Source organism: Enterococcus sp. C50 (genome assembly GCF_040887505.1).
GTDB classification, from domain to species: Bacteria; Bacillota; Bacilli; order Lactobacillales; family Enterococcaceae; genus Enterococcus_B; species Enterococcus_B thailandicus.
Window position 1 is genome coordinate 186,363 of the sequence record NZ_JBFOFW010000001.1, and the last position, 25,433, is coordinate 211,795.

General features: G+C 37.3%; 22 protein-coding genes. 16 read left to right on the forward strand and 6 right to left on the reverse strand.

Translation table 11 applies throughout. The features are described from left to right. Nucleotides 1-132: 132 nt before the first annotated feature. Both AB3I20_RS00840 and AB3I20_RS00845 read right to left on the reverse strand, forming a co-directional pair. Nucleotides 133-1,314, reverse strand: a complete 1,182-nt coding sequence (locus AB3I20_RS00840; RefSeq protein ID WP_067482105.1) for a NupC/NupG family nucleoside CNT transporter — start codon at nt 1,312-1,314, stop codon at nt 133-135. Nucleotides 1,315-1,538: 224 nt separating this feature from the next. Beyond that, nucleotides 1,539-3,041 (reverse strand): DUF1846 domain-containing protein, encoded by a 1,503-nt coding sequence (locus AB3I20_RS00845; protein WP_067482103.1) that lies wholly within the window; start codon nt 3,039-3,041, stop codon nt 1,539-1,541. Between the two features lie 228 nt (nt 3,042-3,269). Between AB3I20_RS00845 and AB3I20_RS00850 the strand changes: the two genes are divergently transcribed. The 16 genes from AB3I20_RS00850 to AB3I20_RS00925 all read left to right on the forward strand — a co-directional run bounded on the left by AB3I20_RS00850 (nt 3,270) and on the right by AB3I20_RS00925 (nt 21,545). Next, nucleotides 3,270-3,461, forward strand: a complete 192-nt coding sequence (locus AB3I20_RS00850) for a hypothetical protein (protein WP_067482101.1) — start codon at nt 3,270-3,272, stop codon at nt 3,459-3,461. A 232-nt stretch (nt 3,462-3,693) separates the two neighbouring features. Beyond that, entirely contained in the window at nt 3,694-4,596 is a 903-nt protein-coding gene (locus tag AB3I20_RS00855) for a viral A-type inclusion protein (RefSeq protein WP_270659976.1), read from the forward strand. Beyond that, complete coding sequence (locus AB3I20_RS00860; RefSeq protein WP_368026820.1) at nt 4,593-5,699, forward strand: hypothetical protein; 1,107 nt, start codon at nt 4,593-4,595, stop codon at nt 5,697-5,699. Before AB3I20_RS00855 ends, AB3I20_RS00860 begins: the two co-directional genes overlap by 4 nt. Before the next feature lie 100 nt (nt 5,700-5,799). Next, entirely contained in the window at nt 5,800-6,318 is a 519-nt protein-coding gene (locus AB3I20_RS00865) for a hypothetical protein (protein WP_368026821.1), read from the forward strand. Further along, complete coding sequence (locus AB3I20_RS00870; RefSeq protein ID WP_067482094.1) at nt 6,299-6,691, forward strand: DUF4430 domain-containing protein; 393 nt, start codon at nt 6,299-6,301, stop codon at nt 6,689-6,691. Before AB3I20_RS00865 ends, AB3I20_RS00870 begins: the two co-directional genes overlap by 20 nt. A 44-nt stretch (nt 6,692-6,735) precedes the next feature. After that, complete coding sequence (locus AB3I20_RS00875; RefSeq protein WP_067482092.1) at nt 6,736-7,671, forward strand: cation diffusion facilitator family transporter; 936 nt, start codon at nt 6,736-6,738, stop codon at nt 7,669-7,671. 140 nt (nt 7,672-7,811) lie between these two features. Further along, entirely contained in the window at nt 7,812-8,591 is a 780-nt protein-coding gene (locus tag AB3I20_RS00880) for an AzlC family ABC transporter permease (protein ID WP_067482090.1), read from the forward strand. Further along, nucleotides 8,584-8,901 (forward strand): AzlD domain-containing protein, encoded by a 318-nt coding sequence (locus AB3I20_RS00885; RefSeq protein WP_067482089.1) that lies wholly within the window; start codon nt 8,584-8,586, stop codon nt 8,899-8,901. The genes AB3I20_RS00880 and AB3I20_RS00885 overlap by 8 nt, the downstream gene beginning before the upstream one ends. Before the next feature lie 302 nt (nt 8,902-9,203). After that, nucleotides 9,204-10,052 carry a BglG family transcription antiterminator LicT gene (licT, locus tag AB3I20_RS00890; RefSeq protein WP_067482087.1) on the forward strand — a complete coding sequence of 283 codons (849 nt, stop codon included), beginning with the start codon at nt 9,204-9,206 and terminating at the stop codon, nt 10,050-10,052. A 128-nt stretch (nt 10,053-10,180) separates the two neighbouring features. After that, nucleotides 10,181-12,079 (forward strand): beta-glucoside-specific PTS transporter subunit IIABC, encoded by a 1,899-nt coding sequence (locus tag AB3I20_RS00895; protein WP_067482085.1) that lies wholly within the window; start codon nt 10,181-10,183, stop codon nt 12,077-12,079. Between the two features lie 24 nt (nt 12,080-12,103). After that, nucleotides 12,104-13,528 (forward strand): glycoside hydrolase family 1 protein, encoded by a 1,425-nt coding sequence (locus tag AB3I20_RS00900; RefSeq protein WP_086270927.1) that lies wholly within the window; start codon nt 12,104-12,106, stop codon nt 13,526-13,528. A 710-nt stretch (nt 13,529-14,238) separates the two neighbouring features. Next, nucleotides 14,239-15,834, forward strand: coding sequence for an oligosaccharide flippase family protein (locus tag AB3I20_RS00905; protein ID WP_368026822.1), 1,596 nt, complete (start codon nt 14,239-14,241; stop codon nt 15,832-15,834). 158 nt (nt 15,835-15,992) lie between these two features. After that, nucleotides 15,993-16,841 (forward strand): DegV family protein, encoded by an 849-nt coding sequence (locus AB3I20_RS00910; protein ID WP_368026823.1) that lies wholly within the window; start codon nt 15,993-15,995, stop codon nt 16,839-16,841. 145 nt (nt 16,842-16,986) lie between these two features. Next, entirely contained in the window at nt 16,987-17,466 is a 480-nt protein-coding gene (locus tag AB3I20_RS00915) for a DUF6530 family protein (RefSeq protein ID WP_067482078.1), read from the forward strand. Between the two features lie 30 nt (nt 17,467-17,496). Then, entirely contained in the window at nt 17,497-19,734 is a 2,238-nt protein-coding gene (locus AB3I20_RS00920; protein WP_368026824.1) for an AAA family ATPase, read from the forward strand. Between the two features lie 161 nt (nt 19,735-19,895). Continuing rightward, on the forward strand, nt 19,896-21,545 hold the full coding sequence (locus AB3I20_RS00925) for an alpha-glucosidase (RefSeq protein ID WP_368026825.1): 1,650 nt from the start codon (nt 19,896-19,898) through the stop codon (nt 21,543-21,545). 185 nt (nt 21,546-21,730) lie between these two features. On the opposite strand, the gene AB3I20_RS00930 is transcribed toward AB3I20_RS00925, so the two are convergent. The 4 genes from AB3I20_RS00930 to AB3I20_RS00945 all read right to left on the reverse strand — a co-directional run bounded on the left by AB3I20_RS00930 (nt 21,731) and on the right by AB3I20_RS00945 (nt 25,296). Then, the gene (locus tag AB3I20_RS00930) at nt 21,731-22,291 is read right to left on the reverse strand and encodes a TIGR01440 family protein (RefSeq protein WP_368026826.1); all 561 of its coding nucleotides are present in this window, start codon (nt 22,289-22,291) and stop codon (nt 21,731-21,733) included. Nucleotides 22,292-22,316: 25 nt separating this feature from the next. Next, nucleotides 22,317-22,802, reverse strand: coding sequence for an ECF transporter S component (locus AB3I20_RS00935; protein WP_067482070.1), 486 nt, complete (start codon nt 22,800-22,802; stop codon nt 22,317-22,319). 6 nt (nt 22,803-22,808) lie between these two features. After that, nucleotides 22,809-23,606 (reverse strand): bifunctional hydroxymethylpyrimidine kinase/phosphomethylpyrimidine kinase, encoded by a 798-nt coding sequence (locus AB3I20_RS00940; protein ID WP_368026827.1) that lies wholly within the window; start codon nt 23,604-23,606, stop codon nt 22,809-22,811. Between the two features lie 166 nt (nt 23,607-23,772). Further along, a complete protein-coding gene (locus AB3I20_RS00945; protein WP_368026828.1) occupies nt 23,773-25,296 on the reverse strand; it encodes an AMP-binding protein in 1,524 nt (507 codons plus the stop codon). Nucleotides 25,297-25,433 lie beyond the last annotated feature (137 nt).

Consider the following 25,433-nt stretch of genomic DNA (forward strand, 5'->3'; position numbering starts at 1 on the left):
AATATAACCCAATGACGCTTAAAATGAAAAGAAGAGACTGGGGAAAGTTTTCTCTCAGTCTCTTTCTTTTTAGTTAATCTAATTGCATGATGAGCTAAACAGAATGGTTTTAACCTCTTGTGTTTGGCTAATTTAAACTAATAAACCTGTAACGATAGCGCTAAGGAAGCTGACTAAGGTTGCAGTCAGCAAGATTTTCAAGCCATGTTTTGCGACCAAATTTCCTTTTTCTTCATTCAATCCTTTCATTGCACCAGAAATAATTCCGATAGAAGAGAAGTTTGCAAATGAAACTAAGAAAACAGATAAGATGGCTGTCGTTCTTTCTGTGAAATGGAAGTTTCCAGTTGAAAGTTCAGTCATCGCGACAAACTCATTGGTAACTAATTTGGTTGCCATGATACTCCCAGCATCAACTGCTTCATTCCAAGGAATACCACTGATAAAAGCAAGTGGGGCAAAGATGTATCCAAGGATTTCTTGGAAAGTAATGCCAAATAATCCGTTGAAGATAGCATTGATCATTGCAATCAATGCAACAAAACCAATCAGCATCGCTGCAACAGTCACTGCAACATGAAATCCATCTAAAATATATTCACCAAGCATTTGGAAAAATGTTTGATTTTTGTCTTCTTCAATAATCAACTCGTCTTCTTTTTGATCGAGTTCATAAGGATTGACGATCGAAGCCATAATGAAACCACCAAGTAAATTTAAAACAAGTGCAGTAATCACATATTTAGAATCAATCAACGCCATATAAGAACCGACGATTGACATTGAAACTGTTGACATCGCGGAAACGCTCATTGTGAACAAACGTTTTTCAGACAGAAAAGGTAGTTCTTTTTTAATGGAAATAAACACTTCTGATTGTCCTAAAATAGCAGAGGCAACCCCGTTATATGATTCCAATTTCCCCATACCATTGATTTTGCTTAAACCAAGACCAACTGCTTTCATAAATAAAGGCAAGATTTTGATATAACGTAAAATCCCAATAATTGCTGAAATAAAGACGATTGGCATCAAAACATTTAAGAAGAAAGGGAAGCTTCCTTTATTTGCGACACCAGCAAAAACAAAGTTGACGCCTTCGCCTGCAAAGGCTAGTAAATGGTCGAACAATTTAGCTGAAACAGAAACAACTGCATGACCTGCAGAGGTTCGCAAAAGCACAAAACCAAAAACTAATTGAAGCACAAACATAACAAGTAGTGGCTTCCATTTGATTGCTTTTTTATTACTGCTAATGAAAAAAGCAACTGCTAAAACTAGTATTAAACCGATAATTCCTAACAAATAACTCAAAAAATCACTCCTAACAAAATTCCGTCTAATTTTACCTGTTTTCATAACGAAATACTAACCTTTCAATTAAACTTTCATTGTTTTTTTAGAGTGAAGCGGATACAACATAAAAACCATTTGATTCTAAAAAAAAGTTTTAAAATGATGAGTGTTTTCGAGCATAAAAAAACCATATCGAACAAGAAAGTTCAATATGGTTTTGACAAGTTTCGTTCAAAACTTGATTATTGATAATACAGGTTTTCAGATGGATAAACTGGAGCACAGGTTAAATCGATTCCTAGTTGCTTCAATGTTTGTTCATCATTTTTATTCATCATAACAGTTGAATGCGCTTGGGCACCATCTAATTCACCGAGTTTTTCATAAGCAACTTGGGCAATTGGATTCGTTACTGCGCTAATGGATAAAGCAATCAAGACTTCGTTGATCGTTAATTTATCAATTGAAGAATGCAAAGCTTGTGATTTCATTCCTTGGATTGTTTCTAAAATCAATGGTGAAAGTAAAGGAATATCATCAGCGATATGAGCAAGATGCTTCACGGCATTCAAAATGACAGCTGAGGAAGCATCCATCAATTGACCCGTACGTCCAGTAATAATGACATTGTCTGGAAGTTCAATTGCAATGACAGCAGTTGGATCTTTTGAAGGGTTTTGAATTGTCTTAGCATAATCATGAGCTGGAGTAACTACTTTACGGTCTTCAGGTCGTAAACCAACTTCTTCCATGATTAATTTGATGCGGTTGACTGCTTCTTCGTCAATTTGCCCTTTTTTAAAGTCACATTTTGTTTGGAAATAGCGACGAATGATTTCTTGTTTAGATGCTTCTTGAACAACTTCATCATCCGTGATACCAAAACCAACACGATTCACACCCATATCAGTAGGTGACAAGTAAACAGATTCTTTACCTGTGATTTTTTCAATAATACGTTTGATGACAGGGAAGGTTTCAACATCACGATTATAGTTTACGGCTACTTTATTGTAAGCATCGAAATGGAAGGAATCGATCATATTGACATCTTTTAAGTCAACAGTCGCAGCTTCATAAGCAATGTTCAACGGATGTTTTAGCGGTACATTCCAAACTGGGAAAGTTTCAAATTTTGAATAACCAGCGGCATGTCCTTGTTGACTTTCATGATAAAGTTGGTTCAAACAAGTCGCTAATTTTCCGCTACCGGGACCAGGTGCTGTTACAACAACGATTGGTTTTGTCGTTTCAATATAAGCATTCTTGCCAAATCCATCTTCAGAAACAATCTTATCCACGTTAACAGGGTAATCTTCAATTTCTGAATGCGTGTAGACTTTAATGTCACGACGTTCAAGTTTATTGATGAAAACTTTCGTTGCTGGTTGACCATTGTAGCGAGTGATAACGACACTGTTGATCATTAGACCATAGCCACGTAGCTCGTCAATCAAACGTAAGATATCCATATCATAAGTGATTCCGTAATCGCCACGGATTTTATTACGTTCAATGTCGCCAGCATAGACACAAATCAAAATTTCTGCTTGATCTTTCAATTTTTGTAGCAATTTGATTTTAGCATCCTCTTCAAAACCAGGTAATACACGTTTTGCATGCTTGTCGTCAACTAATTTCCCACCAAATTCTAAATATAATTTGTCATAGTGATTTACTCGTTCCAAAATATAAGTAGATTGTTCTTCGATATATTTTTCTGAGTCAAAACCGATTTTTTTCACTAGATTCCCTCCTTAAGTACTAAAGCATTTTTTCATTTTTTGACGGATTCGTCAACCTTCGTGAGAAAATTCGAAGAAAAGAATGTTGTTTGTTTTGATTATGTAGTGATTTCCACTAAAAGCAATCGGTTATTACAAAAAATAATAAATGTTTCACTCAATTTTTCGATTCTATCTTGTCTATGCAGCTATTCATTGGTATGATATTTTTGATAAGGAAGGTGTCCTATGAAAAAAAGACAAAAGAAGAAAAACGCTTATAAGAATTATATCCGTTCGATTTTTACTGGTTATGAAAAAATGCTGGAAAATCCTGAATTAGGTGAGCTTAGACTTTCATACTTAAATGAAGAAACCTTACTAACTCGCGATGAACAACAACGCATTCATTTCACGACCCGCGAACTGCCTAACAAATAAAACAATCCTTGATTGATGAAAGCAGAATAGGAAGAGTTGTTGCAAGTGTGCATTTCTCTTACTCTGTTTAGAGCTGTGACATGGGTCTCTTGACTTTTGTCACAGTTTTTTTGTTTTTTTACGTTTTTGCTAAATGAATGAGTGATTCGTTTCTGTCGTGCCCCATTTTGTAACAATTTTTTGAAGAAAATGGTACTATTAAGTTATCAAATGAATGCAAGGAGGTAAAAATATGAAAGATTCTATTACAGAAGAACACCATGAACCTGAAACGGTAGATATGGATAAACATACTGATGAGTCATCTTTTGATGATATTAAACAAAAAGCAAGTACAAACTTATCTCAATTGCTGGGAGATCTACAAGCATTTGAACAAGCAGTACGTGAAGAAAACATTCCTGAAATTTATCGACTATATAATAGTCATTTAAATGATGAGCTAAAACGAAGCTCAAATGAGAACCATGAAATTGACCAATTACTTATGCGAAAAATCCAAGATCGATTCTTACAACAATTTCCTTTTATGGAACTGGTAGATGAAATGTCACCTACTTTAAGTTATTACAAAATTGGGACGTACTATCATGAGCGCCCAACGATTGCGATTGATGCCAGTTTGCCGGAAATTTTTGTTTTACCACAAATTGATGCCGAGTGGGAGCAATACTCACAAGGGGAAGTGGTAGATTACAGCCATGAATTAAATGAGTTAGATGCAAAAGTAATTACTGCGCAAACGGAAATTGAACGTCTTGATGAAGAAATCGGAACATATAACAAAAAAATTGCTGCTTTAGAAGAGTCAAAGGGGTTCTTAAACCGAAAAAAAATTGATGAAGAAATTGAAGCATTGGCAAAAGAAAAACAAGTTTATGAAAATGAAAAGCTAGGTTGGTTACCTTATATTGATGAACCAGCTAAAATTCAAAAACAAAAAGAAGCCATGATGCGACAAGCAAAAGCAGATCAACTAAAAGCGGCAATCGTTCAAAAAGAACAACGCCAAATTGCGCGTTACTTTGGTGGAAGGGAAAACTTTGGACCAGCTATCCATCAGTTTTTAATGAGCTATCTTGGTAGTGAAAACCCGGAAGCGGCAATCCTTGATGAAGGAGGTTTGGAAGAATGAGCGAGTACGAAAAAGAGGAAGCAGAAAAGGTAGTTGAACCTTCAGAAATCGAGAACGAAGAAACAACAGTTGTTCCTATGGAAGAAGTAGTAACAGATGAAACAACCGCTGAACTTTTGACAGAATCAGATGATGATGTGGAATTAGAAAGTGCAACTGAAGGAACAAAGATTCATGAAAAAGAAAAAATCGTTCCTCAAATGACAGCTGATACAACGCTTGCAAAAAAAGAACAAGAGTTAGCTGATAACCAGTCTTACCTGAGTGGAAAAGAACAAGACCACCAAGAAATCGTTCAAATGATTCATGAGGCTGAAACACAGCTTGCTGATTTAAGAATGCGTAAAGCTTTTATTGAATCTGGCTTTTCTGAGTTGCTGGGTGCGTATCAGCAATATATTTTAGCCGGTGAACCAATTTCGCCGATTGCTAAGACGAGCTTGGTTGAGTACTTTGCCTATGAATTGTTAAAACCTTTAAATGATATTGGGCTAGAATTGTCAGGAACGACCTATGATACTTGGGAAACACGTCATTTTTCAATTAATTACGCGTTGGATGATTCAGCAAACTTGATTTTCTCTTTTGCGTTGCCAACGATTGATGAACGTTATCAGGTGGATGCAATCAACCTTTTAAAAATTTCTCCAGAAACAATGACAATCGACGTGAAGGATGACCAAGTTTTAGCGCTTATTCGTTATTGGTCAGTTGAACGTGTTTTTTCAGTTGGACAAATGACGATTTTTAATCACAAATTGAATCAGTTATTGGAGCATGCTCGACAACTTGGCTTTACTGTCAACGAAACACTTTTAGATAATACAAAAGTTTTACGTTTGAATTTGCAAAGTGAATTCGAATTAACGGAACAAGTTCTAGATGATATCTTTATCGTTGCGATGAATCATCCGCAATACGATATGGAAAAACTGGGTGAAGATGCTTATGAAGTCTTGCTTGATAAGGGACAATCACTGACGGTATCTAAAGAAGGGGAGCAGACAGCGTTGTTTGTTTCTTCTGGTGAATACCATCGTTCAGTTATTGATTTCTTTATCAACTATGAATTTCTAATCCCGTTGATGGTACGAAAAGTTTGAACACTTGAACTGTAGGTTAATAATCGAACTGGCACAAACCGCAAATGCGCGGCTTGTGCCAGTTTCAAGTGTTGATTTTTAAGAGTGAAGAGGAGAAAAAATGAGTACCAGAAAACTTGCACAGCTGAGTATGCTCAGCGCTGCTTGTGTAGCAGGTAGAGTTGCTTTTCAATTTATTCCTAATTTTCAACCTATGACGGCAATTTTGTTATTTGTCGTTTTTTACTTGGGAATGATTGATGGGCTGATTGTTATGAGTCTGTCGTTAGTAATTAGCAGTTTTTATTTTGGTATGGGCCCGTGGGTGATTGGCCAATGGCTTAGCTATGGAGGAATCTTCTTGTTGTTTACTTTATGTAGACACTCGAGTTATTTCAGAACAAGTTATTGGTTGAAAGGTATTTTCTTTTTTTTAGCGGGTTTTATTTATGGAGGCCTAATGGCGATTTATGATACGGTGTTGTATCAGTTGCCACAGCCGTTGGTTTATTATATACAAGGGATTTTGTTTGATTTGTCGCATGCTATAGGAAATTTACTTTTTTATTTGATTTTCTTTCCTATTATCCAGCGATTAGTAAAACAATTTGGAGGAAAAAATGAAAAAGATTATTTATAGTTTGTTTGTAGTTATCATAGGGTTAGGAATTTTAAGTGGGTGTAGCAGTAACGTAGAAAAAACAGCTGATAGTCAATTAAGCTCCAGTGTGCAACAGCAAGAAGCAACAATCGTTCTTCAAGAAGATGGAAAAGATTTTGCTAATCAGAAGGTTACTTTTGAAACAGGAGAAAATCTTTTAGAAGTTTTGCAAAAAACTTTTAAAGTCGAGGAAGAAAAAGGGTTTATTACTGAAATCGAAGGGCGTAAACAGAATCAGGAAAAACAAAAGTATTGGTTGTTTACGATTGATGGTGAATCTGCCACTAAAGGTGCTGCTGAAATCGAACTAAAATCGGGACAAAAGATTGTCTTTAATTTAGCCAAAATTTAAGACTGGATCCAAAAAAATTGAATCCATAGAAAAGAGGAACAACAGTGGAAAATTTAAAGAAAAGTGGCATGTTTTCTGTCTTAGCAGCATTAGGTGCCAATATTTTAGTTGCAGTTAGCAAATTTATTGGTTATGCGATTAGTGGAAGTGCCGCTATGTTGAATGAAAGTATCCATAGTATCGTGGATTGTAGTAACCAAGTGCTACTATTATTTGGGAATAAACGTGCGGCAGCTGGTCAAAGTGACCTTCACCAGTTTGGCGAAGGTCGAGCAAAATATTTTTTTAGTACGATCGTTGCCATGATGCTCTTTTTTGGTGGGGGCGCGTTAGGAGTCATGGAGGCCTTTGAAAAATTGTTTCATCCTGCGCATGAAGTAGAAAATCCAATGATTATTTTAGCTATTTTGTTATTTGGGATTATTATTGAAGGAAGTTCTTTGCGGATTGCATTTAAAGAAATCAAAGAACTGAATACAGAAAATTTATCATTGTTAGCCTTTTTACGTGAAAGTCGCCATAGTGAGATTTTGATTATTTTCACAGAAGACTTTTGTGCAGTAATTGGTTTGGTGTTGGCTATGGCTGGAACAATTTTAACCATGGTGACTGGCATCGCTGCTTTTGATGCAATTAGTGGTCTATTAATTGGTTTCTTATTGATGGGTGCCGCTATTTTCCTTGCGAAAGAATTTTACAGCCTGATTATTGGTGAGAGTGTGACTGCGCATGACTTAGTGTTGATTAAAAAAGCATTTGATCGACCAGAAATAGAACGATTGATTGATATTAAAACAGTTCACATGGGGCCAACCGAAATTATGGTTGCTGCGAAAGTGGATATTCTGGATATCAAGGAAGAATTTGCTTATGCAATTGTCAATGATATTGAACGAATGATTCGGAAAAGTTTACCAGATAAAAAGATTTACATTTATATTGAAACGGATAAGTATGACCCGAATTACCATCGCGAATAAGCAAGGATGAGAAAAAATCATAAATTGAAGCTGAAATGAGAAAAATTTAATATTGTTTTTAGATAAAACGGCTACAATTTATTGAAATTATGTTACAATGAGTCCGCTGTTTATTTGTTGTAATCAAAGGAGACATTTTAATGAGTAGAAAGAAAACTGCGCCATGGCTTCAGTCTTTTCATGCAGTGATGCCGCTTTGTTTTAGCTATATCCCGGTTGGATTAGCCTGTGGTGTTCTGTTACAGAAGGTTGGATTTGATCCATTATTGACCGGTCTATTATCAATTTTGGTTTTTTCCGGCGGTGCGCAATTCTTAGTTGCCTCAATGTTAGCAACACACGCATCATTTGCAACAACCATCTTGATGGTATTTTTCTTAGAATTACGTTATACACTATTGGGCTCAAGTCTTTCAGTATTTATGAAGAAAGAAAGCCGTCCATTTTTAGCTGTCTTTTCGCAATCACTAAATGATGAAAACTATGCAGTTAATTACTTGAAATATTCTACAGATCCAACTTGGAACAAACAAAAAGCCCTGTACGTCAATTGGTTTTCTATGGCTGCTTGGGCAGGAAGCAACGTGATTGGAAATGTTTTTGGTTCAGTGATTCGAGTAGATGCTGACTTAGTTCATTTCGCGTTAACGGCAATGTTTATTTTTATGTTTATTATGCAGATGAAGAATGGTTTGCTGATTCTGACTGGTATTTTTTCGGGTGTCTTAGGGGTTGCATTTATGGTTTTGTTCCAAAATACATTTGGCTTAATCTTAGCGACTGTCATTGCTTCTTTTGCTGGATTGCTTTTAGAAAAAGCTTTCCAAAAAGAAAAAGAGAAAAAGTTACGACATCGTGCGGAGCAAGTGAACGAGCCGTTGTTTAACTTCCCAGATCAGGAGGTCCAAAACCATGAGTAAAAGTTATTTAATTTTACTAGTTGCTTGTTTATTTCTAGCAGCTTACATTCCCAGAGTAGTACCAATGCTTTACTTTACACAAAGAAAAGTTCCTGCGTGGTTTAGTGATTGGATGAAGTACGTTCCAGTAGCATTATTTTCTGCATTAGCATTCAAAGATGTTTTTATCACACACGAACATTTAGATTTTGCTTGGAATATCAAAATTTTGGCTATGGTCTTAGTTGCAGGTGTAGCATATAAGACACGTTCTATGGCGTTATCTGTAGTGACTGGTTTAGCAGCTGTTTTTTTATTATCAATGATTTAAATAACGAAGGTAAGGGGTGGGACATCAATGTGTCGAAGCCCTTTTTTTGTTGCCCAAAGGGGAGGAGTGTATGCCTAGCAATTGTTTCATCAATCGTAACATCTGAAACTATGTGCCATTTTTTTGTACTAAAGCGCAGAAAAAAACTGTAAAAATCAGATTGACAGCGCTTACTGAAAATGGTAACTTTGTTTTAGGATAGTTATTATTCAGTTAAGCTAAACCTGAACGACATTTATTTGTGGTGTCGTTTGGGTCTTTTTTTATGCGTTGGTGAGGCTGAAAGAGATGGGGGGAGACAATTGAAAATTCTGAGGATTTTGAATAACAACGTCGTGGTTGCCTTGAATGATGAAGGAAAAGAAATCGTTTTAATGGGTAATGGATTGGGATTTCAAAAAAAGCCGGGCTTTAAGGTTGATTCAGATAGTATTGAAAAGGTGTTTGAGATAAAAAATCAAAGTGAGTCATTACGAGTAGAACAAATGCTTTCGGAAATTCCCGAAGAGGTCATCATGGTTGCTTTTGATATCTTGAATTATGCAAAGAAAAAGTTGGACAAAGAATTTAATGAAACAAGCTTTATTTCTTTTGCGGATCATTTATACACGGCGATCCAACGCGAGGGCAAAGGAATCCAAATGAAGAATTTTCTATTGTGGGACATCAAGCACTTCTTCCCGGAAGAATTAGCAATTGCGCGAAGAGGTATCCAGTTTATCAATGAAAAAATGGGTATCGAGCTATCCGATGACGAATCTGGTTTCTTAACGTTACACATCGTAAATGCCGAGTTGGATATCACGAATGAGTCAGCCGTCAGCCTTACACAAATGATTGAAGAAATTCTAACGGTTATCAAATATACATTGAAGATCAACTTTGCTGAAAACGACATTTACTTTCAGCGCTTCATTACCCATCTACGATTTTTTGCGGAGAGAGTTTTGAATGCGCAAAGAAAAGAAGCAGCAGACGAACTAGTTGAAAACGAACTGTTTATCCTTGTCAGTAAAAAGTATCCTGAAGCCTTTGAGGCGACTAAGAAAGTGGTTGAATTATTAGCCACTCGTTGGAGCTATCAAGTTTCTAGAGATGAGCAGGTGTATATTACGATTCACATTGCAAGAATCATCGAAAAAACGAAATAAGAGAGTTTCTCTTAAAATAAAAATGAAAGGAGTAAAACTAGCTTACCCAGCAAAAGGAATTGGATCGTTACATTTAGTTGGCGAGACCTCTGGATTAAAAAATATACTTAATTTTGGAGGAAAAAATCATGGGAAAATATGAACAACTAGCACAAGACATTGTCAAAGAAGTTGGTGGAAAAGAAAACGTCAATTCGTTAACGAACTGTATTACGCGTTTACGCTTTAAGTTAAAGGACGAAAGTAAAGCAAATACAGATGTGTTGAAAAACATGGATGGCGTTGTAACGGTTATGCAATCAGGTGGCCAATACCAAGTAGTGATTGGCAATCATGTACCTGATGTACGTAAAGATGTGGATGCAGTGTTAGGTTTATTGGAGGAAAAAACAGATTCAGGACCAAAAGGAAACTTATTCGATCAATTTGTAGACATTATTTCAAGTATTTTCCAACCAATTCTAGCGCCATTATCTGCAGCCGGTATGTTAAAAGGGGTTGCTGCAATCTTGTCGTTTGCTTTAGGACCAGAGTTCGCTGCGACGCCAACTTATGCTGTAGTTAATGCGATGGGTGACGGCCTGTTCTTACTATTACCGATTTTTATTGGTTTTACAGCCATGAAACGTTTTGGGGGATCCCCGTTTTTAGGAATGATGATTGCAGCAAGTATGGTGTACACCGGATTTATTGATGGTTCATTGACAAGTCAATTTGCTGAAAGTGGTGGTTTGAATTTCTTTGGTATCCCATTTTCACTTCCAGCAGCTGGTTATGGTTCAAGTGTGATGCCGATTATTGCATCAACCGCTTTTGCAGCATTTCTTGAAAAACAACTACGAAAAGTCATTCCTGATGTTGTTAAGCTATTTTTAGTTCCATTTTTCACTGCATTGATTACTGTTCCATTGATGTTTATCGTTATTGGTCCAATCATGAATGCGGCTTCGGAAGCGTTGGGAAGTGGTTTGATTGCGATTCAAACATTTAACCCAATTATTTTTGGTGCGATTTTAGGTTTTACTTGGCAAGTTTTAGTAATGTTTGGTCTTCATTGGGCACTAATCCCATTTGCAATCATTGCTTTATCTCAAGGACAACCAACAGCGTTATTGACGCCAAGTGGTAGTGTTTCTTTCGCTCAAACAGGAGCAGTTTTAGCTGTCATGTTAAAAACACAAAATGCCAAATTAAAAGAATTGTCTGTTCCAGCATTTATTTCGGGAATATTTGGTGTAACAGAGCCGGCAATCTATGGGATTACTTTACCTAAAAAGAAACCATTCTGGGCCTCTTGTGTCGTTGGTGCATTTACAGGTGGAACAGCTATGGCTTTAGGCTTACAAGCGTATCAAATGGGTGGATTAGGAATTTTCCGGTACACAGGTGCTATTTCTCCTGATGGCGATATTAAATTTGCGATTTATAGCATGATCTTAGATGCAGTGGCATTAGTTGCTGGCTTTGGTTTAGCTTGGGTGATTGGTTTTAAAGATGATGAGCCAACCATCGCGATGAGTAAAGAAGAAGCAAAAGGGTCATTTACAGTACAAAAGAAAAAAGTAGCGAAACAAGAAATCTTTTCACCAATTACTGGGAATATTTTGCCGTTGAGTCAAGCAAAAGATGCTGCTTTTGCGGAAGGAATTATGGGCAAAGGCGTGGTGATTGAGCCGACTGTTGGTGAAGTTGTCGCACCTTTTGATGGAACAATCATGACTTTATTCCCAACAAATCATGCAATTGGCATCATTTCTGATGATGGCATGGAATTATTGATTCACATTGGCATTGATACGATTCAATTAGAAGGAAAACACTTTGAAGTTTTTGTAAAGCAAGGCGACACAGTAAAAAAAGGAGATAAGTTGGTTCGTTTTGATATTCAGGCGATTGAAGAAGAAGGCTATAGCACACAAGTCCCAATCATTGTGACGAATACGCCTGATTACGCGGATATTATTGTGACTGATGAAAATGAAGTGCAGCAAGGAACCTTGGTTTCTACCGCTATTCTTGCTAATTAAATCAAAAATGAAGGAGAAAGATCAATGAGTTTTCCAAAGAATTTTTTATGGGGTGGCGCGACAGCTGCCAATCAATGTGAAGGTGCTTGGAATGTTGCTGGTAAAGGAGATTCAATCAGTGATCATAATCGAGCAGGTAGTCGAACAGCAGGGACACGGCGAACATTCGACTTAGTAATCGATGAAGAGAAGTACTATTATCCAAGCCATACAGGGATTGATCACTATCACCGCTATCAAGAAGATATCGCCCTGTTTGCAGAAATGGGTTTTAAAGTATATCGTTTGTCGATTGCCTGGTCACGGATTTTTCCAAATGGTGATGAAGAAACACCTAATGAAGCAGGATTACAATTTTATGATGATTTATTTGATGAATTACACAAGTATGGGATTGAACCTTTAGTGACGATCTCTCATTTTGAATTACCGTTTCAATTAGGCAAACGCTACGATGGTTTTTTAGATCAGCGAACAATTGCATTTTATGAACGTTACGCAACGACTTTATTTGAACGCTATCAAGATAAGGTGAAGTATTGGCTGACATTTAATGAAATCAATTTTGGAACATTAGAGCATGGCAAGCAAATCAATGGTTTGTTTAATCGTGAGTATACAGAAACGGAACAATATCAAGCATTGCATAATGTCTTTCTAGCATCTGCCAGAGCAGTAGTTGCGGGGCATAAAATCAATCCAGAGTTCAAAATTGGTTGCATGTTGGCCTACATTACGATGTATCCTAAGACCTGTCGCCCAGAAGATGTGCTGAGAACACAACAGTTGAATGATCGTTTGAATTATTTCTGTGGTGATGTCCAAGTTAAAGGTACGTATCCGTATTATATGAAACGCTATTTTGAAAAAAATGATATTCAATTGGAAATAACTGAAGAAGATCAAGCATTGTTAAAAGAAGGCACTGTTGATTACTATACATTTAGTTATTATATGAGTACTTGTATTGCCGCTAACCTTGAGGACCGTGAAGATACTACGGGTGGAAACTTATTTGGTGGTGTGGCGAATGAATACTTGAAAGCCAGCGATTGGGGTTGGCAAGTTGATCCAGTTGGTTTGCGGTATACCTTAAATCAAATTTATTCTCGTTACGAAGTTCCTTTGATGGTAGTAGAAAATGGCTTGGGTGCATTCGATCAAGTAGAAGAGGATGGCACAATCAAAGATGACTATCGCATCGACTACTTTAGACAACATATCGTTGAAATGGACAAAGCAATTGACGACGGAGTAGATTTGATTGGCTATACACCTTGGGGCTGCATTGATTTGATCAGTGCAGGAACAGGTGAGATGAGTAAACGTTACGGTTTTATTTACGTTGATCGTGATGACGAAGGGCATGGTACGTTAAACCGCAGTCGTAAGAAATCATTTTATTGGTATCAAAAAGTGATTGAAACGAATGGTGAAAACTTATCTTAAAATAAAAATAACTTTCTTAAAAGAGGTTGGGTCAAAAACAATCAGCTCTGAGAAATAAGCAAGAGTATCCGGAAATAACTCACCTATTTTTGTTTTTGGAAGGGGTTAGTGTGCTTCCAAGAAAATAACTTTTGAAAACGCTATGTATTTTAAAAAAGTCTGGAGCATAATCATTTCGATTAATGTTCCAGACTTTTTTTGAAATAAACGAATCAAATGATTGGTACAAAGAGTGTTAGATAAATTCATTTTGAACAACGGTTCTCAGCCGGAATTTTGACAAGTGGAGAAAGTGTTAAGGTTCCTTTAACAAACTTGATTGTAGCTGGATGAATGATAGTATTTAACTCAGCAAACGAATGAAAGAAAGCTGATTTCGATAGATTCAACCTGAATGATTAAAATGTTATAAAAAAGAGACAACCGACCACTGGTTGTCTCCAAAGAATATTGAACTAGACAAGCAGTCTGTTTTCCGCCAACTGACTTGTCTAAATAACGAATGAAATTCGTTATGAGAAAAGTATAGCATAATAGTTGAAACAGTCTAGTTAGAAAATTACTTATTGAAAGGTTGATTGGCATTTGTGGAATCTGTGTGCTGAGTCAGGCTGATGAAATGAAAAAGCAATGCTGGGATTACTTGTTCTTGTTTTTTTGCTATAATGTAAAAGATGTTTAGAACCTAATATATAGTTGAGGAAGATTTGATGAATAAAAAATTGATGCAAGGAACATTTTGGTTAACGTTTGCCAATTTGTTGTGTAAGGTTTTAGGTGTTGTGTACTTAATTCCTTGGTTAATGATGATGGGTGATAATCAAGATGGGATGTTGGCTACAACTCTCTACAATGTCGGTTATTTGCCTTATGGATTATTCTTAATGCTTGGAACAGTTGGCTTTCCTAACGCAATCGCGAAAAAAGTTGCCATTGCAACGAAAGAAGGAGATGCACAAGAAAGTCGAGTGATTTTTCGCAGTACGATTAATATCATGTTTGCCATTGGGATTGCCTCGGCTGTTTTGATGTATTTATTTGCGCCAGCGCTGGCAGGAATCAGTCCAATTGCCAATGTGAATAATGGGATTTTAGCGATTCGTAGTTTATGTCCTTCATTGGTCGCTATTCCGGTATTAAGTGCAATGCGTGGATATTTTCAAGGGAAGAATGACTTGCGCCCTTATGGAACTTCATTGATTATCGAACAAGCAATTCGAGTTCTGGTTATTTTAGCTGGGACATATTATTTGCGTGTCCTAACGAATGGAACGATTTTAGAAGCAGTTTTAGTCAGTACCGTCGCGTCGTTTTTCGGTGGTTTAGCTGCGATTTTCCATATGTATGTAGTGGGACGGCAGAAAGATTACTTTAGATTGAAAGATTTCTTGATATCTACCCGTTATTTCAAAAAAGACAATCGTCGTGCTTCAAGCGCTATTATACGTGAAACACTTCCGTTTATCTTTGTTGGTTCAGTTATTACGATTGTACAAATGATCGACCAAGTAACGATGAAGCCGTTATTACATTTTTTCCGTCCAGCTCTCGCAGATCAACAGTTAGAGTTTTTATTTAGTCGAGCGTCAGTGAATCCGAACAAGTTGACCTTGATTTTGATTTCAATGGTTGGTACCGTAGCAATCAGTAGTTTGCCATTATTAAGCACTTTGAAAAAAGAAAACCGAAAACAAATTGAAAAAACGGTTGGAGATAGTTTTTCAATCGCGATTTTGATTTTATTGCCATCACTTGCAGGGATGTCTTTATTAGCAGGACCATTGTACACACTGTTCTTTGGTTATGATCCTGAGAGTGTGGGGTATTTCCAATTAGCGTTACTAGCTTCGCTATTCTTTTCATTATTTACAATTTTATCAACGATGTTACAGTCATTGAATCACCATTTGTTTGCTATCCGGCTAACGGTACAAGCAATTGTCTTAAAAGTTCTTTTCCAAGTCATTTTCTTAGCTTTATTTGGTGGCTATGGGATGAGTTTGTCAAATGGATTGGCATTTGGGTATGTGTTTATCCGTGGTTATTGGTACATGTGTCACGAGTATCAAATAGCACCATTATACAGAATCAAAGACTTCTTCCTTAAAACAGTTCGTTCGACAGCACTAATGTTACTTGTATGTATGATAGTGTTCTTTTTATTGCAGACGCAACTCTCATTAGAAAGCAAGACGAACGCTGTGATCTATTGTGTGTTGATTACAGGAGTCGGAGGTGTGACTTTTCTTTTCGCTCAGTTTGGTAAAAGTGGTATCCACTCACTATTGCATCGCCGGAACGCCTGAGGAAAGAGTTGCTTATTATTCTTAACTATACGCTGTCACAAAAAGCGATTTTTGTGACAGTCTTTTTTGATAGAAACGGATTTTAGATTTATCTACAAGCAAAATTATGCTATAGTTATAAGGTCTGGAAAAATTCTTTGAAACGAGGAAATAGATAAATGAAACTTGCAGTTGTTACTGATAGTACGGCTTATTTGCCGGAACGTATCAAGAACCATCCCGACTTATATGTAATTCCGATCCCAGTTATTTTAGATGGGAAGATTTATAATGAAGGTATCGATATTGAAGCTGATGAATATTATGGTCTTCTAAAAAACAGTAAAGATTTCCCTACGACATCTCAGCCGGTTGTGGGAGAAGTTTTGGCATTATATGACGAATTAAAGGCGAAAGGGTATGACACGATAATCAGTATCCACCTTTCTTCTGGCATTTCGGGTTTTGTTAATACATTGTTTGCAATGAAAGAAGATGTGAAGGGGTTAACGGTGATTCCATACGATTCGAAAATTACAAGCATGCCCATGGGACACATGGTCGAGGCTGCCTTGGATTTAAATGATCAAGGAACATCACTTGAAGAGATCCTTTCACATATTGATCATATTCGCGATAATACTTACGCTTATTTGATAGTTGATGACTTGAACAATCTAGTGCGCGGAGGTCGTTTAACAAATGGTGCAGCGTTGATTGGTGGGTTGTTAAAAATTAAACCGATCTTAACTTTTACGGATGGAAAAATCGTTTTGTTTGAAAAGATTCGTTCAAGCAAAAAAGCATTCGCCCGTGCAGAAGATATTATTGGCCAACGAAAAACTGAAATTGCAGGACCAGTTAAGTTGTATGTGATCCATGCGAATAACTTAGATGTTGCAATCAGTGAAAAAGAAAAATTACAAAAGAAATACCCCGATGCAGAAATTGAGATTGGTCACTTTGGCCCGGTAATTGGAACGCATCTTGGAGAAAAAGCAGTAGGACTTGCTATTTCAGCGCAATAATTCTTATTTTATTTATTTTGCCAGCAAACAAATTTGTTTGCTGGCTTTTTTTTGTCTATAGGCTTATAATCGTATTGGTCGTTAGTAATTTACTACGCTAGTAATTTAGTAAATTACTAACATAAATATTAAAGGAGTGTTTCTTATGGAAATCCCAACAAATTTAAAACACAAACCTGTTCTTGTCGTTGAAGATTATGATAAAGTTGATGGCCGTAATGCACTAGATACAGATGCAAAAGGCTTGTCTCTTGGTTTAGCACAATGGAATGATCGTGGAAAAGTCGATATTTCTGGAAAAGTTTGGCGTCATACAGGGGAAAAATGGTCACGTCAATCAGAAGAATTACCAATTACTCGCATTTTAGATTTAGCAATTTTAGCAGCTCAAGGAAGTTTGTATTTCCAAGATGCGTATCGTTATAAAAAATTCTATGATCCTGAAAACCCAGTGGTCGATATCATTGGTTTGCAGGGAAACCGAATGACTGTTGAAGTCGATACAAAAAATCCTAAGATTGATGAGGATATTATTCTTTACTATGATACATTACAAAAAGATGGTGAACTCATTGGTGAACGATTCCGCATCTTAAAACGTTTGCTAGAAGAATTAGGTTATTAAACTCGTCGAATCGTTAAAGGAGGTTGCATAATGGGAGAGTTCTCGCTTACGCAAGACCGAGTATTTTCACGCCTAGAAAAACAGATGATTTGGCAAAAACCAAAAAGTCACCGAACAAGTGTGGAAGAAATTCGAATTGCAACAGAAATCAATGAAAACTGGCTCGATCCTGAGATGAAAATCATGAATATCTTATTGGAAGGGGATGCCGGATCTGGGAAAACACAATTAGCTAAGGCGTTATCTGCTGATTTGCAATTACCTTATACAAAGGTGACGTGTTTTGCAGATATGGATAAATCAGATGTGTTTGGTGCGTTATTACCAGTAGTGGAATCTGTCGATGCGGATAGTCAAGAATTGTTGGAAGCCATCTCTCAAACCGAGAGTTTTGATGCTGTTTTACGTTTAGTCCAATCACATTACCAATTAGATGTACTTTCAGCACGAGAAAAACTAGCTGAATTTGTACAACAAATTGAAGCAAAATCTGAAACAACACCTATTCATTATAAATATTACCCTTCAGAAATCGTCCGTGCGATGGAAAAAGGCTATTTACTTGAAATTCAAGAGCCAACAGTGATTCGAGATGCGTCTGTCTTAGTCGCGCTAAACTCAGCCTTGGAACCAAATGGTATGTTGAACTTACCCACTGGTATCGTCCGTCGCCATCCTGACTGCGTAGTTGTGATTACGACGAACCGAAACTATCAAGGAAATCGACCACTGAATGAATCGTTGCGTGACCGAATGCAGCATGCAGAAAAAATGGATTTACCTAGTCTCGAAGTAATGGTCGAACGTGCTGTTGGGAAAACAGGAATTCAAGAATCACCTATTTTATTCAAAATGGCAGAAATTATTCGATTATTAGACGAAACAGCCAAAGCAAACGCGATCAAAGGTGTCGCAGGAATGCGTTCTTATTTTTACTGGGCGAATACGATGAAGCAAGGACAAGATTTATTACAATCTATCTACCCAAAAGTCTTATATAAACTGACAACGGATCCAGATGAACTAAAGATTTTGCTTCAAGCTTTAGAGGATACGGGGTTATTAATTGAATTGAGAGAGTTGCTTCGAGCAAAAAAGTGGGGCGAAGCTACTGATGCACCAACAGTCCGTGGACGAAAAATCAGCGGATTAGAAGCAGAAGAGCGCCAGATTGAAGAGCTTGCTCCAGAAGAATTGACTTTAGCAGAACAAGAACTATCTACACTTGAAAAAGTAGAAGAAATGGCTGATAAAGAAACTCCAGAAGAGACAAACGAATCTGAAAACCTAGATAACATTCAAGAGGAACGAAGCAATGACGTCGAAGGAAAACATCAGACAGAAAAAAGTGCGGAAGATGAGTCTGTTGAAATGTCTGCCGCTGACATGGACGCCCATGACAAAGAAATGAAAAAAGAGTTGAACAAAGAAGCGCGCCAAATCATGAAAGGCACGATGCATGAAAAAGAAGGATTGATCGTTCACCGACCGAAGTATCAAATAAACAGCGATGAAGCACGAGCAATCAGAGCCCAAGTCTTTCCAGTCGTCGATTCATTAAGTCGACAAGTATTAGAACTTTTAGATAACGAAGAAAGCACAAGTTATCAAAAAGGTAAGTACGAAGGGCAACGCTTTAATGCTAGTCGCATTGCATATGGTGATTTGCGTAATTTTGACAAAAAAAATCCGCCACATGAACAACCGTCTCTAGCCGTTGCTATTCGATTAGATGAATCAGGTTCGATGATTCGCGAAGATCGAATAGAAGCAGCAAAAAAAGCCGCGATTGCGATTGCGGAATTTGCTAAACGTGTCAATATCCCACTGATGATCAATGGTGATACAGCAGATGTTTCCGTGCGTGAAAAGACATCGATTTTTTCTTATAAAGAATTTGCTGATACTTTTCAATGGTTGGATGAGAAATTGGTGACAATGAAACCACGCCAAAATAACCGCGACGGAGCTGTTTTAAGAGTGGTTGCTGATAAGTTGAACCAACAAACGGCAACTACCAAGTTATTGTTGAATATTAGTGATGGACAGCCAAAAGCTCTTCCAGATTATACTGGAAAAAAAGCAAAGGAAGACATTCAAGAAGTCATCAAAGAATATGATCGACAAGGAATTATTTTCATTGCTGCGGCGATTGGCCAAGATAAAGAAGAAATTAAAGAAATTTACGGTGAAAGTCGTTTCCTTGATATTACAGATCTCCAAGAATTTCCTAAACAAATGATCCAGTTGATTGCTCGTTATCTATAGGAAGTTATCAATAGTTACTAAAACACTCAAAGCAATGAACGTATGTTTTTTGCTTTGAGTGTTTCTTTGAGTGTTTTTAATTCTTTTTTGTTAACGGTAACAAAGACTTATAGGAAGCAATTTCGTTTATAATTGGTGAAAAGGTAAAGGAGGACATCCGCATGACAAAAAATGTGCAATGGTGGCAACAAGAAGTAGGCTATCAAATCTATCCCGCGAGTTTTAAAGACAGCAATCAAGATGGGATTGGTGATATTAATGGAATTCGTGAAAAATTAAGTTATTTAAAAGAGTTAGGGATTGGCTTCATTTGGATCAATCCTATTTATTCTTCTCCATTTGTTGATAATGGTTATGACATCAGTGACTATCAAGAAATCTTAGCAAAATTTGGAACAATGGCAGAATTTGATTTGCTGTTGGCTGAAGCACATCAAATGGGAATCAGAGTCATTATGGACTTGGTCATCAATCATACATCCGATCAACATAAATGGTTTATTGAATCAAAAAAATCGGTAGATAATCCTTTCCGTGATTATTATTTATGGGCAGATAGCACATCAGAGTTAGCTCCAAATGAATGGCAGTCCATTTTTGGCGGTTCAGCCTGGACACATGATGAGGAGAGCGGACAATCTTATTTACACGTTTTTGCCAAGGAACAACCTGATTTGAATTGGGAAAATCCGAAAGTGAGAGAAGAACTATTTACCATGATTCGCTGGTGGCTAGAAAAAGGAATTGATGGCTTTCGATTAGATGCCATTTCACATATCAAAAAAGCAGACTATGCTGTTCCAGCAACAGCTAATCCATTTTCACCATTTCAAAATGTAACCGGAATCGGGGAGTATTTGACCGAACTAAAAACAATTTTTAACGAGTATGACATCATGACTGTTGGTGAAGCAAGTGGTGTATCTGCAACGGAAGGCCCACAATGGGTTGGTGAATCTGGGTATTTTGATATGATTTTTGAGTTCGATCATATTTCTTTGTGGAACCATGAAGAACAAGGTGCGCTGGATGTTGTCAAACTGAAACAAGCATTAAGTCAGTGGCAGAACTCTTTAGCAGGAAAAGGATGGAATGCACTTTATATGGAAAACCATGACGTACCTCGAAGCGTTTCTGCGTTTGGCAATGACCAGAATTATTGGTTGGAGTCTGCAAAAGCGTTAGGAATGATGTATTTTTTCTTACAAGGGACACCATTTATCTATCAAGGACAAGAAATTGGAATGACCAACATGGCTTTCGAATCAATCGAACAAGTAGATGCACTTGATTCAAGAAAACTTTATCAACGATTGCTTCAAGAAGGGCGCACACCGGAAGAATCATTGGCAATCATTCGTAGCACGACAAGAGATAATAGCCGGACACCAATGCAATGGACGGATGAAAAATTTGCTGGTTTCTCTTCACATGATCCTTGGTTAGTTGTTAATCCAAATAAGGAAGTTATCAACGTCGAAGCGCAAGAAAAAGAACCAAATTCACTTTTATCTTTTTATAAACAAATGATTCAATTACGAAAACAGCATACTGCATTGATTACAGGTGAATTCAAAGAATATTTACCTGAACACAAGCAGTTATTTATTTACGAACGTATAGAATCTAGTGAACAATTCCTGATTATGGTAAACTTAACGATGGAAAAGACAACTTTTGATCTAACAACTGAAAAATTAGCGGAAGACTGGTCACTGGTATTAACCAATTATTTAGATGAGCCCCAATTTGGTCTTGTTGGTGAATTTGCACCTTATGAGGCCAGAATGTATCAACGAAAGGTTCTCTAGTACACATCTGAAAAAGTGTAAGAAGAAAAGGAGCCGAAAAAAGGAAGCTGGGGAAAAAACCAGCTTCCTTTTTCTGAATAAATGGTGTTCCCAAAGCAGCTTTTTCGGTAATAAGTCCTCTTTTTATAAACAGATGGAAAGCGATTGTTAGAAAAGGTTTCTTATTACTTGAAGCTAATCACTACTTAACGTTCATTAGTATTGTATTGCGCACGTGGCCCGCCAATGTATTTAGGACGAGATCGTAGCGCAGTGACATGAGCCCCACCTAAAGTATTTGAACGGGGACGGACAGGAACTTGAACATGCTTGACGTGCATGCCAATAGACGTATCACCGATATCGATTCCCGCTTGTGCAACAATGTGTTCGACCTCGACTGGATCAGCAAATTGCTCGAAGGCGGCAACAGAACAAGCACCACCCGCATGTAAAGCTGGAACAACTGTTACAATTTCAAAATTTTTCTTTTCTGCCACGTCACGTTCCACGACAAGTGCCCGATTTAAGTGTTCACAGCCTTGGACAGCTAGCGAGATTTCCTTAGGGTCAAGGATTTCTTTTAATGTTTGGACAATCCATTGACCAACTTCAGCACTAGAGTTTTTTCCGATATGTCCACCGACAACTTCACTGGTACTACATCCTAATAAAAATAAATCACCTGCTCTTAGGTTTGCTTCATTCAAGATATCAGTAACCATTTCCGTTAATTCTTTTGCCAACATTTCTTTTGTTAATTCCATTTTATTCATCCTTCTTTCGCTATGATTAGCGTTGTTTTCCTAATTGAAATCGTTTCAAGCCAGAAACTAATGGGTAGGTGAGAGCAATTCCGAATAGATTCTGAATCATATTTCCTGGAATTGACGCGACTCCCGCTGGCCAGCCATATAAGAACCAACCGGCTAACAAATAGCCAATAATCATGACTACACTACCAGTTAATAATCCAAGAAACCAGCGAAGCGTTGTTTGTCGACCAATCAAACCCACTGTCAATCCTTGTAACCCATGAATGAGCAGAGAAAAAATCGCCCATTGTGGATAACCTGAAATCAAATCAATCAATAAACCACTGGAACCACCAACTACTAAGCCACCAATCGGCCCAAATAACGAAGCTGCTGTATAGATGCCAACTTCACACAAGGTAATAAAACCATTTGTGGCTGGAACGGGGATAAGAATCGTCAGAGAAAGCGCAACAGTTAGCGCAATCAACATAGCATAAGTGGTTATTTGTCTAATGTTCATTCCTCGTTATTCCTCCTTTAATTTTCCTCCGGACCAAACACTTCCGGAGCCATCATTCATCAAGATGCCGTGTTCAATACAATGATAAACATAATCTTTACTAGTCGCAATTGCGTCAGGTAAGGAGTTTCCTTGGCATAAATTTGCTAAAATAGCAGAAGAAAACGTACAACCCGCACCATTCACAGTTGACTTTGTTAATTTTTTACGAGTAAATAGTTGTTCTTTTTCGCCGTCAAAAAATAAATCGATAGCAAAGTCACCATGAATGCCTTGACCACCTTTAATCACAAGTTGTTTTGCTCCGAGAGCGTGGATGATTTGAGCTGCGTGGCGAAGATCATCTAGTGAGCGCAACTTATCTTGGTTTGCTAGCAAAGCCGCTTCTTTTAAATTTGGGGTAATCACAGTTGCTAAAGGAAAAAGTTCAGAAATCATTTTATCCATATAACGTTTATTTTCAGTCGTTTTGGTTTCTTTAAACGCAAGGACAGGATCTAGGACAACTGGAAGTTCTGAATTTTGTATCAAAAAATCACGTACAATCGTGATGGCTTCTTCTGAGTGAAGTAAGCCAAGCTTGATTCCATCAAGGCTCGTCATTTTTGTTAGTGAAGCTAATTGTTGTTTCAGTAGTCTCGGTGATAGATTTTCTAATTGGAATGCGCCTTGCTCATCCAAAAAGCCTACACAGGTTAAAACACTTAAGCCAAAAAGCTGGTAGTTTTCAAAAGTTTTTAAATCGGATTGAATTCCGCCACCTGCGAAAGGGTCAGACCCGCCAATTGTTAATACTCTTTTCATCTTGTTTTCCTCCATGAAAGCAAGTATAGCGAAAGTAAAATAAAATGAAAACAGCCAATTGGCAGATTTGAAACTCAGCCAATTTTGTAAAAACGGGGGAATAAAAAATACTTTTGACAACGAAGAGAACATCGTTATCAAAAGTATCAGTTTGTTTAAAAAATTTTTATTGATTTTTTAATTCTTGTTCGATTTGCAGACGTTGGACTTTCATTGTTGCAGTCCGTGGAATATCTTCAAATGCGCGAATAATTGGCGTATTCAAGCGTGGTAGTTCATGAACTTGTCTCCAATAAGTGTCCCAATCCATTTCTTTTCCAGGTGCTAAAGCAATGATTGGCTGTGGTGAATCATTTTTATCACGTACGATTACGACTTCAGCAAGGAAATCAAGAGAGTCAAGTAAGTAATCCTCGATTGCTAATGTACTATTGATTGTTTCGATCAAGTCAACTTGACGATCTTTTAAGAAAAGGTGCCCATCTGCATTCATTACACCGTAATCACCACTGTCCCACCAGTCGCCATAAACATTTTCTTGGAAACGTGCATCTTCTTTGTAGTAAGTCAATGCGCGGCCTTTTGATAAGAATTGGATATGACCATCTGTGCCAATAGGTAAGAGATTCCCCTGGTCGTCTGCGATTCGAGCCTTAGTCAAGTCACCAAGACCAACGCCCATATCACGAGCATCGTTTGTTTTTAGTGACTCCAATGTATGTGCTTTGAGAATCATTGGACCACATTCGCTTTGACCATAAACTTGTAAAAAGATAGCATCCTTGGTGTTAGATGTGTCAAGAAAAGTTGCCATCGTTTGATTATTAATTGCATCAAAAGTCGAGTGGTAGTAACGAATTCCAGCAAAAGCTTCTGGTGCCTCCTTTGCAACGAAACTCCATTGAACAAAGTTATTTGGATGCGTTTCTAGTGCAATTGGTGGATTTTCAGTTAGCATTTTAACCACATGGTCTCCCTGTGCATTAGCTAATGGCATCATTGGGAAACCCATAGCCATTAAAGAAGAAATTCCGATATTGAAACGAGAGTGGACGGGAGAAATGTGGAAAGCAACTAGTTCTTTTGCTGCAATTTTTGTAAAAATCGTTTTTTGCCATTTTGTTCGCCAGCCCATAGAGTTTGCTGAATGACAAATCAATTTTGGAATGCCTGTTGTTCCCGAAGTATGTGTCATGTAGGCAATTTGATCTTTTGGTAGTTCTTGTTGAGAAACTGGCGTTGCCGATTGGTTCAATAATTCTTTCACTGATAATTGCTTTTCTTTTGAACCATTTGAAATCCCTGCTACGCGTTCAGCAGTAACTTCGTCAAATAAGATAAAGGGATCTTCTAATCGCTCAACGAAAACTTCCATTGTCGCTGTAGGTAAGTGATAAGAAGTCATCACAGGTACAGCACCAAGATAAGAAGCAGCAACTGCCATTAAATAAGTATCGAATGCTGAACTTTTATATAGCATGATTTTGTCGCCCAGCCCAACACCCATTGCTGCTAACTGATAGGCACGTGTTAAGACGGTTTCATAGCTTTCTTTGTAAGTGCTTTTAAATCCAAGCTCAGGAAAAGCAACTAAAGGTTCGTCAATAATAATTGGAATATCTGGTGTTCTTTTTGCTGCCTCTTCGTAATTAGTAAATAAATTAAGTGGGGAATATTCGATTGTTTCCATAGGTCACACTCCATCAAATTTTTGTTAAAAGTGTTACAAATTCCGCTATAATCGTAGCACAAACGCTTTGAAAATAACAGATTATTTTGTGAATAAAAGAGCAAAGCGTTTCCTTTCTAAAAGATAATCAAAGTGAA

Excerpts from the sequence above, each read along its gene's own strand:
- AB3I20_RS00910 (WP_368026823.1), top strand. The coding sequence starts at position 15,993 with ATGAAACTTGCAGTTGTTACTGATAGTACGGCTTATTTGCCGGAACGT.
- AB3I20_RS00880 (WP_067482090.1), top strand. The coding sequence starts at position 7,812 with ATGAGTAGAAAGAAAACTGCGCCATGGCTTCAGTCTTTTCATGCAGTG.
- AB3I20_RS00930 (WP_368026826.1), bottom strand. The coding sequence starts at position 22,291 with ATGGAATTAACAAAAGAAATGTTGGCAAAAGAATTAACGGAAATGGTT.
- AB3I20_RS00905 (WP_368026822.1), top strand. The coding sequence starts at position 14,239 with ATGAATAAAAAATTGATGCAAGGAACATTTTGGTTAACGTTTGCCAAT.
- AB3I20_RS00850 (WP_067482101.1), top strand. The coding sequence starts at position 3,270 with ATGAAAAAAAGACAAAAGAAGAAAAACGCTTATAAGAATTATATCCGT.
- AB3I20_RS00915 (WP_067482078.1), top strand. The coding sequence starts at position 16,987 with ATGGAAATCCCAACAAATTTAAAACACAAACCTGTTCTTGTCGTTGAA.
- AB3I20_RS00885 (WP_067482089.1), top strand. The coding sequence starts at position 8,584 with ATGAGTAAAAGTTATTTAATTTTACTAGTTGCTTGTTTATTTCTAGCA.
- AB3I20_RS00945 (WP_368026828.1), bottom strand. The coding sequence starts at position 25,296 with ATGGAAACAATCGAATATTCCCCACTTAATTTATTTACTAATTACGAA.
- AB3I20_RS00940 (WP_368026827.1), bottom strand. The coding sequence starts at position 23,606 with ATGAAAAGAGTATTAACAATTGGCGGGTCTGACCCTTTCGCAGGTGGC.
- AB3I20_RS00860 (WP_368026820.1), top strand. The coding sequence starts at position 4,593 with ATGAGCGAGTACGAAAAAGAGGAAGCAGAAAAGGTAGTTGAACCTTCA.
- AB3I20_RS00935 (WP_067482070.1), bottom strand. The coding sequence starts at position 22,802 with ATGAACATTAGACAAATAACCACTTATGCTATGTTGATTGCGCTAACT.
- AB3I20_RS00900 (WP_086270927.1), top strand. The coding sequence starts at position 12,104 with ATGAGTTTTCCAAAGAATTTTTTATGGGGTGGCGCGACAGCTGCCAAT.
- AB3I20_RS00865 (WP_368026821.1), top strand. The coding sequence starts at position 5,800 with ATGAGTACCAGAAAACTTGCACAGCTGAGTATGCTCAGCGCTGCTTGT.
- AB3I20_RS00920 (WP_368026824.1), top strand. The coding sequence starts at position 17,497 with ATGGGAGAGTTCTCGCTTACGCAAGACCGAGTATTTTCACGCCTAGAA.
- AB3I20_RS00855 (WP_270659976.1), top strand. The coding sequence starts at position 3,694 with ATGAAAGATTCTATTACAGAAGAACACCATGAACCTGAAACGGTAGAT.
- AB3I20_RS00870 (WP_067482094.1), top strand. The coding sequence starts at position 6,299 with ATGAAAAAGATTATTTATAGTTTGTTTGTAGTTATCATAGGGTTAGGA.
- AB3I20_RS00925 (WP_368026825.1), top strand. The coding sequence starts at position 19,896 with ATGACAAAAAATGTGCAATGGTGGCAACAAGAAGTAGGCTATCAAATC.
- AB3I20_RS00895 (WP_067482085.1), top strand. The coding sequence starts at position 10,181 with ATGGGAAAATATGAACAACTAGCACAAGACATTGTCAAAGAAGTTGGT.